General features: G+C 76.6%; 13 protein-coding genes and 1 riboswitch. Of the genes, 4 read left to right on the top strand and 9 right to left on the bottom strand.

The window, feature by feature from the left end:
* Window position 1: 1 nt before the first annotated feature.
* The 6 genes from ABKW28_RS02940 to ABKW28_RS02915 are packed head-to-tail and all read right to left on the bottom strand — an operon-like array spanning window position 2 to window position 7,544.
* The gene (locus ABKW28_RS02940; RefSeq protein ID WP_348606229.1) at window positions 2-757 is read right to left on the bottom strand and encodes an adenosylcobinamide-GDP ribazoletransferase; all 756 of its coding nucleotides are present in this window, start codon (window positions 755-757) and stop codon (window positions 2-4) included.
* Window positions 750-2,891 carry an Rv2231c family pyridoxal phosphate-dependent protein CobC gene (gene cobC / locus ABKW28_RS02935; RefSeq protein ID WP_348606227.1) on the bottom strand — a complete coding sequence of 714 codons (2,142 nt, stop codon included), beginning with the start codon at window positions 2,889-2,891 and terminating at the stop codon, window positions 750-752. Before cobC ends, ABKW28_RS02940 begins: the two co-directional genes overlap by 8 nt.
* Window positions 2,884-4,251 (bottom strand): cobyrinate a,c-diamide synthase, encoded by a 1,368-nt coding sequence (locus ABKW28_RS02930; protein ID WP_348606225.1) that lies wholly within the window; start codon window positions 4,249-4,251, stop codon window positions 2,884-2,886. The genes cobC and ABKW28_RS02930 overlap by 8 nt, the downstream gene beginning before the upstream one ends.
* Window positions 4,248-4,862, bottom strand: a complete 615-nt coding sequence (gene cobO / locus ABKW28_RS02925; protein ID WP_348606223.1) for a cob(I)yrinic acid a,c-diamide adenosyltransferase — start codon at window positions 4,860-4,862, stop codon at window positions 4,248-4,250. Before cobO ends, ABKW28_RS02930 begins: the two co-directional genes overlap by 4 nt.
* Window position 4,863: 1 nt before the next feature.
* Entirely contained in the window at window positions 4,864-5,484 is a 621-nt protein-coding gene (gene bluB / locus ABKW28_RS02920) for a 5,6-dimethylbenzimidazole synthase (RefSeq protein WP_348606221.1), read from the bottom strand.
* 23 nt (window positions 5,485-5,507) lie between these two features.
* The gene (locus tag ABKW28_RS02915; RefSeq protein WP_348606219.1) at window positions 5,508-7,544 is read right to left on the bottom strand and encodes a VWA domain-containing protein; all 2,037 of its coding nucleotides are present in this window, start codon (window positions 7,542-7,544) and stop codon (window positions 5,508-5,510) included.
* Window positions 7,545-7,566: 22 nt separating this feature from the next.
* Window positions 7,567-7,736, bottom strand: a riboswitch (cobalamin riboswitch).
* 16 nt (window positions 7,737-7,752) lie between these two features.
* Between ABKW28_RS02915 and cbiE the strand changes: the two genes are divergently transcribed.
* From cbiE to ABKW28_RS02895, 4 genes are all read left to right on the top strand, one after another.
* On the top strand, window positions 7,753-9,000 hold the full coding sequence (cbiE, locus tag ABKW28_RS02910; RefSeq protein WP_348606217.1) for a precorrin-6y C5,15-methyltransferase (decarboxylating) subunit CbiE: 1,248 nt from the start codon (window positions 7,753-7,755) through the stop codon (window positions 8,998-9,000).
* The gene (locus tag ABKW28_RS02905; RefSeq protein ID WP_348606215.1) at window positions 8,997-9,743 is read left to right on the top strand and encodes an SAM-dependent methyltransferase; all 747 of its coding nucleotides are present in this window, start codon (window positions 8,997-8,999) and stop codon (window positions 9,741-9,743) included. The genes cbiE and ABKW28_RS02905 overlap by 4 nt, the downstream gene beginning before the upstream one ends.
* Before the next feature lie 126 nt (window positions 9,744-9,869).
* Window positions 9,870-10,397 (top strand): GNAT family N-acetyltransferase, encoded by a 528-nt coding sequence (locus ABKW28_RS02900; protein WP_348606213.1) that lies wholly within the window; start codon window positions 9,870-9,872, stop codon window positions 10,395-10,397.
* 193 nt (window positions 10,398-10,590) lie between these two features.
* Window positions 10,591-11,934: a DUF222 domain-containing protein gene (locus ABKW28_RS02895; protein WP_348606211.1), complete on the top strand. Its 1,344-nt coding sequence runs from the start codon at window positions 10,591-10,593 to the stop codon at window positions 11,932-11,934.
* Here ABKW28_RS02895 and ABKW28_RS02890 read toward each other — a convergent pair.
* From ABKW28_RS02890 to ABKW28_RS02880, 3 genes are all read right to left on the bottom strand, one after another.
* Window positions 11,916-13,448, bottom strand: coding sequence for a precorrin-2 C(20)-methyltransferase (locus tag ABKW28_RS02890; protein WP_348606209.1), 1,533 nt, complete (start codon window positions 13,446-13,448; stop codon window positions 11,916-11,918). The two genes, ABKW28_RS02895 and ABKW28_RS02890, sit on opposite strands and share 19 nt — an antisense overlap.
* Complete coding sequence (locus tag ABKW28_RS02885) at window positions 13,445-14,110, bottom strand: precorrin-8X methylmutase (protein ID WP_348606207.1); 666 nt, start codon at window positions 14,108-14,110, stop codon at window positions 13,445-13,447. The genes ABKW28_RS02890 and ABKW28_RS02885 overlap by 4 nt, the downstream gene beginning before the upstream one ends.
* On the bottom strand, window positions 14,107-14,974 hold an 868-nt coding region (locus ABKW28_RS02880; RefSeq protein ID WP_348606205.1), incomplete at its 5' end, for a precorrin-3B synthase. The genes ABKW28_RS02880 and ABKW28_RS02885, both read right to left, overlap by 4 nt.

Genomic DNA, 14,974 nt, shown 5'->3' with positions numbered 1-14,974 from the left:
CTCACCCGACCGGGCCCCCGGTGAGCACGCCGAGCAGCATCGCGGCCAGCGAGAGCTCGACGGCGGCGCCCAGCACGTCGCCGGTCACCCCGCCGAGGCGTCGCACCACCCTGCGCACCAGCGCGGCCACCACCCCGGCCGCCACCGCGAGCGCGACGAGGCCCGGCCAGCCGGCCGCGAGCAGCAGCGCGAGGGCCGCGACCGACCACAGTCCCAGCGCGGGCAGCAGCCGCACCGTGCCGACGTACGCCGCTCCCAGCCCGTCGCGGCGAGCGCCCGGCACCCCGCGCAGGCAGCACCCGGCCAGCGCGGCCCGGGAGGCGCAGACCAGCAGCCCGGCCACGAGCGCGCCGCGGGTGCTGGTGAGCAGCGGGGCCAGGCAGGCGACCTGCACGCCGAGGACCACGACGCTCGCCAGCACCCCGGCGGGGCCGGACGCGCCCGACCTCATCACCTCCAGCGACCGCGCGGGGTCGTAGGAGGCGGTGAGGCCGTCGGCGACGTCGGAGAGCCCGTCCCAGTGCAGGGCGCGGCTGCCGGCGGCGAGCGCGCCGACCGCGACCAGTGCCACGGCGAGCGGGGGCAGGGTGAGCCGGGCGCCGAGCAGGCCGACCACGGTCACCAGGAGACCCAGCGGCAGCACCGCCAGCGGGGCCAGCAGCATCGCGCGGCCGGCGACGACCGGTGTGACCGCACGCGGTGGTGGCACCCGCAGCACGGTCAGGGTGCCGAGCGCCAGGCGCCAGGAGTCAGGCATCCGTGGGCACCAGGTCACGCAGCTGCGCGACGTCGCGCAGCAGCGCCACCGCGCTGCGCAGCAGCGGCACGGCGGTGACCGCTCCGCTGCCCTCGCCCAGGCGCAGCCCGAGGTCGAGCAGCGGCTCGAGCCCCAGCCGATCCAGGGCCAGCGCCTGGGCCGGCTCGGGGGAGCGGTGCCCGGCCACGCACCAGCCGGCGGTGCCGGGGGCGATCCGCTCGGCGACCAGCGCGCAGGCCACCGACATCAGCCCGTCGAGCAGCACCGGCACCCCGGCGTGCGTCGCCCCCAGCAGGTAGCCCACGGTCGCGGCCAGGTCGGCGCTGCCCAGGGCGGTGAGCGACTCCACGGGGTCGGCGGCCCGGTCACCGACCCGCTCGAGCGCGGCGCCCAGCACCTCGCGCTTGCGGGCCAGGCCGGCGTCGTCGACACCGGTGCCCCGGCCGGCGACCGCGGCCACGTCGCTCGCGCCGAGCCCCAGGTTGGCGGCCACGAGGGCCGCCGCCGGAGTGGTGTTGCCGATGCCCATGTCGCCGCTGAGCAGCAGCTGCGCCCCGGCTGCGACCTCCTGCTCGGCCACGCCGCGTCCCACGGCCATGGCCCGCTGCGTCTCGTCGGCGGTGAGGGCGTCCTCGAGGTGGATCGCGCCGCTGCCGCGACGGATCTTGTGCGCGCCGACATCGGCGGGCAGCCCGTCGAGGTCGGCGTCGACGCCGAGGTCGAGCACCCGCACCCGCACGCCGTGGGCGGCGGCCAGCGCGTTGACGCCGGCGCGCCCGGCCACGAAGGTGCGCACCATGGCGCCGGTGATCTCGGGCGGGTACGCCGACACCCCGTGCCGGGCCACCCCGTGGTCGCCGGCGAAGATCACCAGCCGCACGTCGTCGAGCGGGCGCGGCGGCACCTGGCCCTGCACGGCGCAGAGCCAGGTGGCCAGCTCGCCGAGCCGGCCCAGCGCGCCCGCCGGCACGGCGAGGCCCGCCAGCCGCTCGGCGCCGGCGCGGGCGCTGGGCGCGTGCGGTGGCTGGACGGGGACGGGTGTGGGGACGGTGGTCACGGGACCTCCAGGAGGGGTGGTGGGACGGCCGCCAGGGCTGGTGGCGAGGGCGGTGACGAGCTGGTCGGTGACTTCGGGCGGACGCACCGCGACGCGCACCCAGCCGGCGTCGAGGCCGGGGAAGGTGTCGCAGCGGCGTACGGCGACGCCCCGGGCGCGCAGCCGCTCGCGACCTCCTGCACCGAGCCGGGCCAGCAGGAACGAGGTGTCCGAGGGCAGGGTCGTCACACCGGCCGCCGCCAGCGACGCGGCCAGGTGCGCGCGCCACGCGGCGATCGTGCGGGCCCGGCGGTCGGCCTCGGCGCGCGCCACGACGGTGCAGCAGGCCTCGATCGCCGCCGTGGCGGTGGTCGAGACCGACCACGGCACCTGCTCGCGCCGCAGGGCGGCCACGACGTCGGGCGCCCCGAGCAGGTAGCCGGCCCGCACCCCGGGGATCGACCAGTGCTTGGTCAGGCTGCGCAGCACCACCAGGCCGTCGAGCGGCTCGCCGGCCAGAGTCCCGGCCTCGCCGGGCACCGTGTCGATGAACGCCTCGTCGACGACCACGAGGCGTCCCGGCCGGCGCAGCGCGAGCAGGTCGGCGGCCGGGTGCAGGCGACCGGTGGGGTTGGTGGGGTTGCCGACCACGACGAGGTCGGCGTCGTGAGGCATCGCGGCGGGGTCGAGCGCGAAGCCGTCCTCGGGCCGGGTGAGGACGCTGGTGACCCGGTGGCCGGCCTGCTCGAGCGCCGCGTGCGGCTCGGTGAACTGCGGGTGCACCACGACAGGGCGCTGCCAGCGCCGCAGCCGTGCCACCAGCGAGAAGGCCTCGGCGGCGCCGGCGGTTGCCAGCACATGGGCCGCCGGTACGCCGTGGCGTGCGGCCACGGCCCGCTCGGCCGGGGCCGGGTCGGGGTAGGCGCCGACGTCGTCGAGGCTGGCGCGCAGCGCGGCGTCGAGCCACCCCGGGCGTGGGCCGGGGTAGACGTTGACGGCCAGGTCGAGCAGGCCGGCGCCGCGCACCTCCGCGTCGCCGTGGTGGCGCAGCGGGTCGGCCCACGGGGTCGACGGGTCGCTGGCGGCGGCGTCACCCACGGTGCACCGCGTCGACGAAACGCTGCGCCAGCCGCGGGTGCCCCGCCCAGTGCACGTGCAGGTACGCCGCGTGCAGGCTGGCGCTGGTGAAACCGACCGTGTGCCCCTCGCCGCTCCAGGCCGGCGCGCTGCCGGCGACCGGCTCGACGTGGGTGCGGTGGAACTCGTGGCCGGTGACGCGTTCCCCGGCGCGGGTCAGCAGCGAGTCGGAGACCGCGGTCATCTCGGGGTAGGCGAGCGTCAGCCGCTCGGTCATCCGTCCCCGCGCGGGCACCGCGCCGACCATCGCGACGTCGTCGAGGCTCTCGCAGAGGTAGAGCAGCCCGGCGCACTCGGCGACCGTCGGCACGCCCGCGGCCACCGCGGCCGCCACCTCGGCGCGCAGCGACGCGTTGTCGCCCAGGGCGGCGGCGTGCACCTCGGGGAACCCGCCGCCGAGGTAGATCCCACGGGTGCCGGCCGGCAGCGCGGCGTCGGTCGCGGGGTCGAAGGTGACGACCTCGCAGCCACCGGCCCGCAGCAGCTCGTCGGTCTCGGTGTAGCGGAAGGTGAAGGAGCGTCCGCCGGCGACGGCGACGACAGGCCGGTCCCCGGTCGTCGTGGCGCCTGCGGGTGGCCGCACCTGGACCGCCGGGTCCCAGGGTGCGGCCTCGAGGTCGGGGGCGCTGCGCGCGATCGCCAGCACCGCGTCGAGGTCGACCTGCTCGGCCACCTGCCCGGCCAGCCGGTCCAGCGACTCGGCCGCCAGGCCGCGCTCGGCGGCGGGCACCAGCCCGAGGTGGCGCGAGGGCGCCTCGACGGCCTCGTCGCGCCCGATGGTGCCGAGCACCGGGATGCCCGTCGGTGCGATCGAGTCGGCCACCTCGCGGGCGTGGCGGGGCGAGCCGGCCTTGTTGAGCACCACGCCGGCGACCTGCACGGTCGGGTCGTAGGTGGCCATCCCGTGCACCACCGCGCCGATCGAGCGGGAGGAGCGTGAGATGTCGACCACGAGCACGATCGGCGAGCGGGTCAGCGCCGCGACGTGCGCGGTCGAGGCGTAGCCCTCGGTGCCCACGCGGCCGTCGTACAGGCCCATCACCCCCTCGACGACCGCGACGTCGGCGCCGCGGGCGCCGTGCAGCAGCAGCGGCGCGAGCAGGTCCTCGCCGACCAGGTGCGGGTCGAGGTTGCGGCCGGGGCGCCCGCACGCCAGCGCGTGGTAGCCGGGGTCGATGTAGTCGGGGCCGACCTTGTGGCCCGACACCTCGTGCCCGGCCCGGGCGAGCGCGGCCATCAGCCCGGTCGCGACCGTGGTCTTGCCCGCGCCCGTGGCCGGGGCTGCCACGACGACCCGAGGCAGGGGGGTGGGGGCGCTCACCACTCGATGCCCCGCTGGCCCTTCTGGCCGCGGTCCATCTGGTGCTTGACCTTGGTCATCTCGGTGACCAGGTCGGCGGCCTCGACCAGCGCCGGGTGGGCGCGGCGCCCGGTGACGACGACGTACTGGCGCCCGGGGCGCTCGCGCAGCGTGGTGACGACGTCGTCGACGTCGACCCAGCCCCACTCCATCGGGTAGGTGAACTCGTCGAGCACGTAGAGGTCGTGGCGCTCCTCGGCCAGCGCCCGCTTGACCTCGGCCCAGCCCTCGGCGGCGTCGGCGGCGTGGTCGTCGGCCGAGCCCTCCTTGCGGCTCCACGACCAGCCGGCGCCCATCTTGTGCCAGGCCACCGGCCCGCCCTCGCCGGTCTGCTCGTGCAGCTCGCCGAGCCGCTCGAGCACGCTCTGCTCGCCGATGCGCCACTTCGCGGACTTCACGAACTGGAAGACGCCGACGTCCCAGCCCTGGTTCCAGGCGCGCAGCGCGACGCCGAAGGCGGCGGTCGACTTCCCCTTGCCGTCGCCGGTGTGCACCATCAGCAGCGGCAGCGAGCGGCGCTGCGCGGTGGTCAGACCGTCGTCGGGGACGGTGGTGGGGCGGCCCTGCGGCATGTCAGCTCCGGTATCTGTCGTGGTGGACGGCCTCGGCCAGCGGGCGGCGGCCGCGCCACCGGTGGCGTTCGAGGTCGGGGACGTCGTGCAGGCCGCTGGTGCGGCCGACGCAGAGCCAGGCGACCGGGCGCACCCGCGGCGGGATGCCCAGCAGGTCGCGCAGGTGCTGCTCGCGGTAGAAGGAGACCCAGCCGACGCCCAGGCCCTCGGCGGTGGCCGCCAGCCAGAGGTTCTCGATGGCCAGGCAGGTCGAGTAGAGGCCGGTGTCGTCGATGCTGTGCCGGCCCAGCACCTGCGGGCCGCCGCGGTCGGGGTCGTGGGTGACGACCACGCCGAGGCCGGCCTCGCGGATGCCCTCGACCTTGATGCGGGCGAACGTCTCGGCGCGCCCGGCGTCGAGGCCGGCGGCGTACGACGCCCGCTCGCCGGCGACGTGGGTGGCGAAGCGCTCGCGGGTGGTGCGGTCGCGCACGACGACGAAGTCCCAGGGCTGGCTCATCCCGACGCTGGGGGCACGGTGCGCGGCCGCCAGCACCCGGGTCAGGGTGGCGTCGTCGGGAGCCTCGCCGGTGAACTCGGCCCGCACGTCGCGGCGTCGCTCGATCGCCTCGTAGAGCGACATCGGCACGCTGTCCGGGGCCGGCATCAGGCCGCACGCGCGACGTCGGCGAGCGCCTCGGCGCTCACCTCGCCGACCGGCAGGTGCTCCGCGCCCAGGTGGGCGGCCAGGGCGCCGGCGAGGCCGAGACGCATCGCGCCGCTCTCGCAGTCGACGACCACGCTGGCCACTCCCTGGGCGGCCAGGAGGCCGGCGGCCAGGCGGGAGCGGTCGACCGCGTCGGGGCCGCTGGTGGCGCGGCCGTCGGTGACGACCACCAGCAGCGGCCGGCGCCGCGGGTCGCGCAGCCGCTCGACCGCGAGCACCCGGGCGGCCTCGAGCAGGCCCTCGGCCAGCGGGGTGCGCCCTCCGGCCGGCAGCTCCTCCAGGCGGGCGGCGGCGACGTCGACCGAGTGCGTCGGCGGCAGCGCCAGCTCGGCGCCGGTGCCGCGGAAGGTCACCAGCCCGACCTTGTCGCGGCGGCGGTAGGCGTCGAGCAGCAGCGAGAGGATCGCGGTCTTGACCTGATCCATCCGGCGCCGCGCTGCCATCGAGCCGGAGGCATCGACGCAGAAGAGCACCAGGTTGGCCTCCTTGCCCTCGCGGGTGGCGAAGCGCAGGTCGGTGGGGCGCAGCAGCAGCCGGCCCCCGTCGCGGCCGCGGGCGGCCTGGTGGGGCGCGGCGGCACGCAGGGTCTCCAGCAGGTGCACCGATCCGCTGCCCGTGGCGCTCGCGCCCACGCGGCGTCCGCGCTCGGTGATGGCGCGGCTGCGCCGCCCCGCCTCGCCCGTGCCGGTGCCGTGGGCGGTGAGCAGGCGGGTGCGGTAGGGCTGCCCGGCGCTGACGGGGGAGCCCCCGCCGGCCGGTCGGTCGCCGGCGCCGGCGCTGGCGTCGTTGTCGGCCGGGTCGCTGCTGCCGGGCTCGGCGTCGTCCTCCGGCTCCTGCGGAACGTCATACGGGCGGGACGTCCCCTCGTCCTCACCGTATGACGTCCCGCCGGGGTCGCCGGGGCCGTCCGGATCCGGCTCGGGGTCGGGGTCGGGCGGCTCGGGGAGGTCGTCGCCCAGCACCTGGTCGAGCAGCTCGTCGTCCATGCCGGGCGCGTCGAAGGGGTTGCGGCGGCGCCGGTGGGGCAGCGCCAGCCTGGCCGCGGCGCGGATGTCGTCGAGCACGACGCGGTCGCGTCCCTGCCAGGCGGCGTGCGCGACCGCGGTGCGCGCGGTGACGATGTCGGCGCGCAGCCCGTCGACGCCGAAGGCGGCGCACAGCTCGGCGATGCGCAGCAGCGCGGCGTCGGTGAGCTCGACGTGGACGACCTGCTCCTGCGCGGCGCGCACCCGCTCGGTCAGCGCTGCCTGAGCGGCGGCGTACGACGCGCTGAAGCCGGCCGGGTCGGCGTCGAAGGCGATCCGCCGGCGCACCACCTCGGCGCGCAGGGCCGGGTCGTCGGGGGCGGCGACCTCGACGCTGAGCCCGAACCGGTCGAGCAGCTGGGGGCGCAGCTCGCCCTCCTCGGGGTTCATCGTGCCGACCAGCACGAAGCGGGCGGCGTGGGTCAGCGAGACGCCGTCGCGCTCCACGGTGGCGCGGCCCATCGCGGCGGCGTCGAGGAGCACGTCGACGAGGTGGTCGTGCAGCAGGTTGACCTCGTCGACGTAGAGCAGCCCGCGGTGGGCGCGGGCCAGCAGGCCGGGCTCGTACTCGGTGCGGCCCTCCGACAGGGCGCGCTCGAGGTGCAGCGAGCCGAGCACCCGGTCCTCGGTGGCCCCGACCGGCAGCTCGACCAGGCGCACCGGCCGCGACTCGACCGCGACGTCGGCGGCGAAGGGGCCGTCGGGGGAGAGGTGGGTGTCGTCGCGGGGGTCGCTGGAGAACCGGTCGCCGGCGACGACGTCGATGTGCGGCAGCACCTCGGCGAGGGCCCGTACGATGGTCGACTTGGCCGTGCCCTTCTGCCCGCGCACGAGCACGCCGCCGACCTCGGGCGAGATCGTGGTGAGGAGGAGGGCGAGGGCCATCTCGCCGAAGGGGCCGTCGGGCTCGTCGGCGCCGACGACGGCGCAGAAGGGGTACTGCTGTGGCATGGGAGGCTCCCGCTCGTCCGCCATCGGATAGGCGCCACGAGGCCGGTCTTCGGACTTCCCGGCTCGGCGCTCTCGCGCCCTCCAGGTCACCGCAGCGGGCCTGTGCCGGACTCTCACCGGCTTCCCAGATTCTCCCCTCCGCGCCGGCTTGTCTCTACCGGGCCTCGGGGCACCTCGTGGCTTCGCCGTCACGATAGCGTCAGCGCCCGTGACCTCGACCAGCCCGTCCACCGTCGTCGTGATCGGGGTCGGCGACGACGGCTGGGAGGGCCTCCCCGAGCCGCTGCAGCGCACCGTGCTGGAGGCCGAGGTGGTCCTCGGCGGCGACCGGCACCTGGCCATGCTGCCCGCCGATGTCGACCAGCTGCGCCTGGCCTGGCCCTCGCCGCTGCGCGAGGGGCTGCCGGCGCTGCTGTGGCAGCACGACGGGCGCCGGGTCGTGGCGCTGGCCTCCGGCGACCCGTTCGTCTCCGGCATCGCCGGCACCCTCGTCGGGCTGCTCGGCGCCGAGGCGGTGGAGGTGCACCCGGCCGTGTCGTCGGTGGCGCTGGCCCGGGCCCGGATGCGGTGGCCCGCAGAGACCGTCGAGGTCGTCACCGTGGTCGGTCGTCGTCCCGAGACCGTCGTGCGCCAGCTGGCGCCGGGTCGGCGCCTCGTCGTGCTCTCCTCCGACGCCACCACCCCGTCGGTGCTGGCGCGGCTGCTGGTCGAGCACGGGTACGCCGGCTCGACCATGAGCGTGCTGAGCCACCTCGGCGGCGAGCGCGAGGCGCGGGTCGACGCCACGGCCGAGGCCTGGCACGCCGACCCGCCCGCGGGCGTGCCCGACCTGAATCTCGTCGCGCTCGAGCTGCGCGGGCCGGTGGTCGGCTCGTGGGCCACGGGGCTGCCCGACGACTCCTTCGAGCACGACGGCCAGCTCACCAAGCGCGACCTGCGTGCCGCGGCGCTCTCGCGGCTCGCGCCCCAGCCCGGCCAGCTGCTGTGGGACGTCGGCGCCGGCGCCGGCTCGGTGGGCATCGAGTGGATGCGCGCCCACCCCACCTGCCGCGCGGTCGCGGTCGAGGCCGACGGCACCCGCGTCGAGCGGGTGGCCCGCAACGCGGCCCGGCTGGGTGTCCCGGGGCTCGAGGTGGTGGCCGGGCGGGCTCCCGAGGCGCTGGTCGACCTGCCCGACCCGCACGCCGTCTTCGTCGGCGGGGGCGCCACCGCCCCGGGGCTGCTCGACCTGTGCCGCGAACGGCTCCGACCGGGGGGAAGGCTGGTGGCGCACGGGGTGACGCTCGAGAGCGAGCAGCTGCTGGCGGCGGCGTACGCCGCGCACGGCGGCGAGCTGACCCGCACGTCGGTCGAGCACGCCGCGCCGCTCGGCTCGTTCACGGGCTGGACCCCCGCTCGCGCCGTGACCCAGTGGGCGTGGACCAGGCCCCTCCCGACCGACCAGGAGACCCCGTGACCGTGCACTTCGTGGGCGCCGGCCCCGGCGCCGCCGACCTGATCACCCTGCGCGCCGCGGCGCTGATCGGTGCGGCCGACGTGGTGCTCTACCCCGGCACCTACCTCGACGCCGCCGTGCTCGGCCACGCCCGCGACGACGCGCGCCTGGTCGACACCCAGCACCTCGACCTCGACACCATGGTCGCCGAGATGGTGGCCGCCACCCGCGACGGGCTCGATGTGGTGCGGCTGACCTCGGGCGACCCGTCGCTCTACTCCGCGGTGGCCGAGCAGTCGCGGCGCCTCGACGCCGCCGGGGTCGCGTGGGACGTCACCCCGGGCGTCCCGGCGTACGCCGCCGCCGCGGCGCTCGCCGGGCGCGAGCTGACCGTGCCGCTGGTGGCGCAGTCGGTGGTGCTGACCCGCACCCAGGCCCGTTCGACCGCGATGCCCGAGGGCGAGTCGCTCGCGGCGTACGCCGCCACCGGCGCCACGCTGGTGCTGCACCTGGCCATCACCCGCACCCGCGAGCTGATGGCCGAGGTGGAGGAGTTCTACGGCAGCGACTGCCCCGTGGTCGTGGTGCACCGCGCCAGCCAGCCCGACGAGCTGCTGCTGCGCGGCACCGTCGCCGACATCGCCGACCTGGTCGAGGAGGCCGGGCTGCGACAGGCCGCGGTGATCCTGGTCGGCCGGGCGCTGGCCCGCGACGGTGGGGAGTCCTACCTCTACGACGCGGCGCGGGAGCGGACGAAGCCGTAGGGGCTCGCCGGGGGCGGTGAGCCAGCGACTGGACCGCGGAGGCCCTGCTCACAGGCGGTGCTCGTCGACGCGTCCACGCGCCACCGTGGCACGAGCGTGCGGTTCGCGGGTGAGACTCTTGTTGCCATGGCAGGTGGAGCGGCTGGGAACGGGCGGGTCGTGCTTGGAACGGGTCGGCTGCTGCTCAGGCCGTGGCGGGTGGGCGAGGGCGCCGTCCAGCGTGAGATGTGGATGGAACGCGATCCACGTGTGCCCCCGCACCGCCGCATCGACTCGGCCGGACACCCCACGGTCGCCGAGCTCGAGGAGACCATTCGCGCTGTCGAGCCATCGTCAGTCGGGTTGCTGGCGGTGGAGCGGAAGGTCGCCGGCGACGCCATCGGCTGCTGCGGCCTGGTCGGCAGCGGCCGAGGTGTGCGCGAACCGCAGCTGGCCTTCGAGTTCCTGCGTCGATCCTGGGGACAGGGGTACGCGACCGAGGCGTCGTGGGCGGTGCTGGACTGGGCGAGATCGTCTGGGCACGAGCAGCTGTGGGCCTCCGTCTGGGACTGGAACACCGCTTCTGGCCGTGTGCTGGCGAAGGTCGGATTCACCGAGGTGGACCGTGAGGAAACCACCTACGGGACCAACCTCGTCGCGACGCGACCACTCTGACCCGCGCGCGTCCGCGCATCGGCAGCTGGGTGCTGCTCTTGGAGCTGCCGTTGAGCCGACGGCCCGGGTAGGTGGGGCAACGGGTCGAGGGGTGCGGGCGGCGCGGCCAGGAGAGGCAGGGACGGCCCCGACGGGCCCGAATAGGTCTCTGCAGACCCTTGCGCTCGAACACATGTTCGAGTAAAGTGTCGTCATGGCACTCGCTCCCGCACCCGGTCTCGACCTGGCCGACCTCTCCGAGGTCGAGCTGGTCGAGGTGCTGCGCGCGGCCGAGGAGGAGAAGTGCCGCCTGGAGGCGTTGCAGGTCGAGGTGACGGCGCGTCTGGACGAGGTCGTACGCCGCCGCCACGCCGCCGCGGGTGTGCGTGCGGAGAAGCAGGGCGCCGGGGTGGCCTCGCAGGTCGCGCTGGCCCGACGGGAGTCACCCAACCGGGGTGCTTGCCACCTGGGGTTGGCGAAGATCCTGGTGGCCGAGATGCCGCACACGCTGGCTGCGATGCGCGCGGGTTGGTGCGGCGAATGGCGCGCCACCCTCATGGCCCGCGAGACCGCCTGCCTGTCGTTGGAAGACCGGCGTCGGGTCGATGCGGAGCTGATGGCCGACCCCGAGACGACCGAGGGGTGGGGTGACAAGCGGCTGGTGGCCGCTGCCCGGGCTCGCGCCTATGAGCTCGACCCGCACGCCGCCCTGAAGCGCTCACGCAGGGCCGAGGGCGAGCGGCACGTCTCGCTGCGACCCGCCCCCGACACGATGACCTGGTTGACCGCGCTGCTCCCGGTCGCCCAAGGAGTCTCGGTCTACGCCGCCCTGACCCGCGCCGCCGACCAGGCCCGTGCCGCCGGGGACGAGCGCTCCCGCGGCCAGGTGATGGCCGACGCCCTCGTCGCCTCCCTCACCACCCCGGCCGCCACCAGCTCAGAGCCCGCCGAGCCGGCGCCAGTTCCTGGCCCGGCCCGCGCGTCGGTGCCGGTGGCGGTCAACCTGACCGTCTCGGATGCCACCCTCCTCGGCGGCGGCCACGCCCCGGGCTGGATCGCCGGGTACGGACCCGTACCGGCCGGGTACGCCCGCGACCTGGTCGCCACCGCCCTCGAGCAGGCGCAAGCCACGCTCCGGCGGCTCTACACCACCAGCACCGGCGCCCTGGTCACGATGGACTCCCGCTCCCGCGCCTTCCCGGCCGCGCTGGGACTCTTCATCGACCTGCGTGACCAGTCGTGCCGCACCCCGTGGTGCGACGCCCCCATCCGCCACCGCGACCACGTCGTCCCCGACCACGCCGGCGGCCCCACCAGCGCAGTGAACGGTCAAGGGCTGTGCGAGGCCTGCAACCAGGCCAAGGAAGCACCCGGCTTCACCGCGACCGCCCACGGCGGCGTCGTCACCGCGACGACCCCCACCGGCCACCAGGTCCGCTCCAGGGCACCCGCCCTGCCACCCGGCGACCCACCAGCCGAGCAGCGACCGCAACCGCAGGTCGACGTCGTCCGGGCGCGCCTGCAGCTCGTGCTCGACGACTACCCGCCGGCGGCCTGAGGCTCGACGTACCGCGGCGTCCAGACGGCCCCGCCCGCCCCCACGCGGGTCGAGGTCGCCCCGACGAGCAGCAGGCACTTCATGTCGATCCCGGCAGGGTCGAGCGCGCCCAGGGTGGTCACCTCGAGCGACTCCTCGGCGCGACCCACGTCGCGGCCGACGACCACGACGGTGTCGGGGGAGCGGTGCTCGAGCAGCACCTTCTGCATCGCGACCACCTGCTCGGTGCGCGAGCGGCTCGCCGGGTTGTAGACGGCCAGCACCAGGTCGGCCTCGGCGATGGCGCGCAGCCGCTTCTCGACCACCGACCAGGGCTTGAGCCGGTCCGACAGGCTGACCACCGCGAAGTCGGCGCCCACCGGTGCCCCCGCCCGCGCCGCCACCGCCTGCACCGCCGAGACCCCGGGCAGCACCCTGACCGGCACGTCGGCCAGCGCGGGGTCGGCGTCGACGGCCTCGTAGACCGCCGAGGCCATCCCGAAGACACCCGCGTCACCCCCCGAGACCACGGCCACCCGCTCGCCGCCGCGCGCCAGACCGAGCGCCAACCGGGCCCGGTCGACCTCGACGGTGTTGCCCGAGGCGTGCCGGGTAAGGCCGGGGCGCTGCGGGACCCGGGCGACGTACGGCGCGTAGCCGACCACGTGGTCGACCTCCGCCAGGGCCGTCTCGACCTCCGGGGTCAGCCACCGCTCGGGCCCCGGCCCCAGGCCGACGACCAGCAGCTCGGCGGCCGGTGCCGTGCGGTCGGCCGAGACCTGCGGCTCCGCCCGCGGCCCGCGGCGGCCGCGACCGGCCAGCGAGTCACCCGGCACCACCACCAGCGAGAAGTACGGCACGCTCGCGGGGTCGACGTCGGCCACGGGCAGCCAGCGTTCCTCGGGCATGGCCGCCCGCTCGACGTACAGCGCGTGGTCGAGGCGGCCGGCCTCGGCGAGCGCCTCGCGCACCCCCGGGAAGGTGCGCCCCAGCTTCATGATCACCGCCGCGTCGGTGTCGGCGAGCCGGCGCGCGAGCTCGGCCTTCGGCAGCGTGCCGGGCAGCACCGTCAGCACGTCGGTCTGGCGCACCAGCGGCGTCGCCGTGGCCGCGGTGGCCGCGGCGAAGGCCGGCACCCCCGGCACGATCTCGGTCTCGAACCGCTCCGCGAGCTGGTCGTGGAGGTACATGAACGAGCCGTAGAACAGCGGGTCGCCCTCGGCGAGCACCACGACGTCGCGCCCGGCCTCCAGGTGCGCGGCCAGCCGCTCGCCGCACTCGGCGTAGAAGTCGGCCATCGCCCCGGCGTACCCGCCCGGGTGGTCGGTGGCCCCGGTGGTCACCGGGTAGCGCAGCTCCTCCTCGACCGCGCCCGGCGGGACGAGGTCGTCTGCGATGCGTCGCGCGTTCGACCGCTTGCTCACGCCCGCGTGGTAGGCCACCACGTCGGCCGACCCGATCAGCCGAGCCGCCTTGAGGGTCACCAGCTCGGGGTCACCGGGCCCCAGCCCGACGCCGTACAGCCGCCCGCTCACTCCTGCTCCTGGGCCAGCGCGTTGACGGCCGAGGAGGCCATCGCCGAGCCGCCGCGGCGACCGCGCACGGTCACGAACGGCAGGTCGATGCCGTGGTCGTCGCCGAACGAGGCCAGCGCCTCCTTCGACTCCCGCGCCCCGATGAAGCCCACGGGGCAGCCGATCACCGCCGCCGGGCGCGGCCCGCCGTCGAGGATCGTCTCGAGCAGGTGGAACAGGGCGGTCGGCGCGTTGCCGATGGCCACGACCGCGCCCTCCAGCCGCGGCTCCCACAGCGACACCGCCGCAGCCGTGCGCGTCGTGCCCCACCGGCGCGCCAGCTCGGGCACCTCGGGGTCGGTGAGGTGGCAGAGCACCTCGTTGCCGGCCGGCAGCCGGCTGGCGGTGACCCCCATGGCCACCATCCGTGCGTCGCACAGCACCGGCGCGCCCGCGGCCAGCGCCTCGCGCGCGGCGGCGACGAGGCCGGGGTGGATCACCAGGTCGGGCACCAGGTCGACCTGGCCGCTGCCGTGCACCATCCGCACCGCCAGCTTCTCCGCGTCGGCCGGCACGCCCGACAGGTCCGCCTCGCGGCGGATCGTGGCGAAGGAGTCGACGTAGATCGCCGGCCCGTCGCTGACGTAGTCGTAGCGCCGCGGCGGCGCGACCGGCCGGCTCATCGTGCGACCTCCGGCACCAGCACGCCGCGCCACGGCGTGACGACCAGGTCGGCGTCGGGGCCACCCGCCCGCTCGACCAGGGTGTCGACGTCGGCGGCGCACAGCACTCCGTCGACGGCCTCCTGGTGCCACCCGCCGGCCACCGCGCCGTACGCCGGCGGCGCGCTGCGCACCAGCGCCCGCTCGTCCGGCGGCCTGGGTGGGACCATCGGCCCGGCCAGCTCGTCGACGTGCCAGGCGGCCCCGGGGCCGGTGCCGCGGGCGTCGAGGAACGCGCGGGCCAGCCCGACCAGCCGGGCCGGCGCCTCGGCCAGGGCGACGACCTCGCCCCAGGCGCCGCCCACCCGCAGCTGGGCGGTCCGCGCGTCGAGCGCCACCAGGCCCAGGTCGCACCCGCGCCCGGCCACGTCGCCGCGGCCGTCGTCGAGCACGTGCAGGAAGCGCCCCGGCAGGGCGGCCAGCGCCGGGTCGGCGCAGAGCAGGGCGTCGAGCCGCGCGGCGACGGGCCGCAGGTCGGCGCGGCCGCCGGCCAGGCCGGTCTGCGGCGAGACCACCACGTTGCGCGCCAGGTCGTGCGAGGGCGCCGGGAGCAGGCCGGTCGCCACGATCGCGTCGACCACCTCGGGCGGCAGCACCGGACCGTCGACCGTCGCGACCGACGGCAGGGCGCGCAGCTGCAGGTTGGCGCGACCGGTCAGGTGCAGCCGACCGTCACCGTGCGCCAGCGCCACCCGTCCCAGCGCCCGCAGCGACGAGCCGGGCAGCCGACCGCCCACGAGGCGCACCCGCACCAGTGCGCCGTCGTCGGCGGGCCAGGGGCGCAGCACCCCGGGGCAGCGGTCCGGGCGCGAGCGGGGGGAGGAG

This window comes from Nocardioides sp. 31GB23, from assembly GCF_040012395.1.
In the GTDB taxonomy this organism is placed as follows: Bacteria; Actinomycetota; Actinomycetes; order Propionibacteriales; family Nocardioidaceae; genus Nocardioides; species Nocardioides salarius.
This window is presented reverse-complemented; position numbering and strand designations above follow the sequence as displayed.

Excerpts from the sequence above, each read along its gene's own strand:
- ABKW28_RS02940 (WP_348606229.1), bottom strand. The coding sequence starts at position 757 with ATGCCTGACTCCTGGCGCCTGGCGCTCGGCACCCTGACCGTGCTGCGG.
- cobO (WP_348606223.1), bottom strand. The coding sequence starts at position 4,862 with ATGCCGCAGGGCCGCCCCACCACCGTCCCCGACGACGGTCTGACCACC.
- bluB (WP_348606221.1), bottom strand. The coding sequence starts at position 5,484 with ATGTCGCTCTACGAGGCGATCGAGCGACGCCGCGACGTGCGGGCCGAG.
- ABKW28_RS02915 (WP_348606219.1), bottom strand. The coding sequence starts at position 7,544 with ATGCCACAGCAGTACCCCTTCTGCGCCGTCGTCGGCGCCGACGAGCCC.
- ABKW28_RS02900 (WP_348606213.1), top strand. The coding sequence starts at position 9,870 with ATGGCAGGTGGAGCGGCTGGGAACGGGCGGGTCGTGCTTGGAACGGGT.
- ABKW28_RS02895 (WP_348606211.1), top strand. The coding sequence starts at position 10,591 with ATGGCACTCGCTCCCGCACCCGGTCTCGACCTGGCCGACCTCTCCGAG.
- ABKW28_RS02885 (WP_348606207.1), bottom strand. The coding sequence starts at position 14,110 with ATGAGCCGGCCGGTCGCGCCGCCGCGGCGCTACGACTACGTCAGCGAC.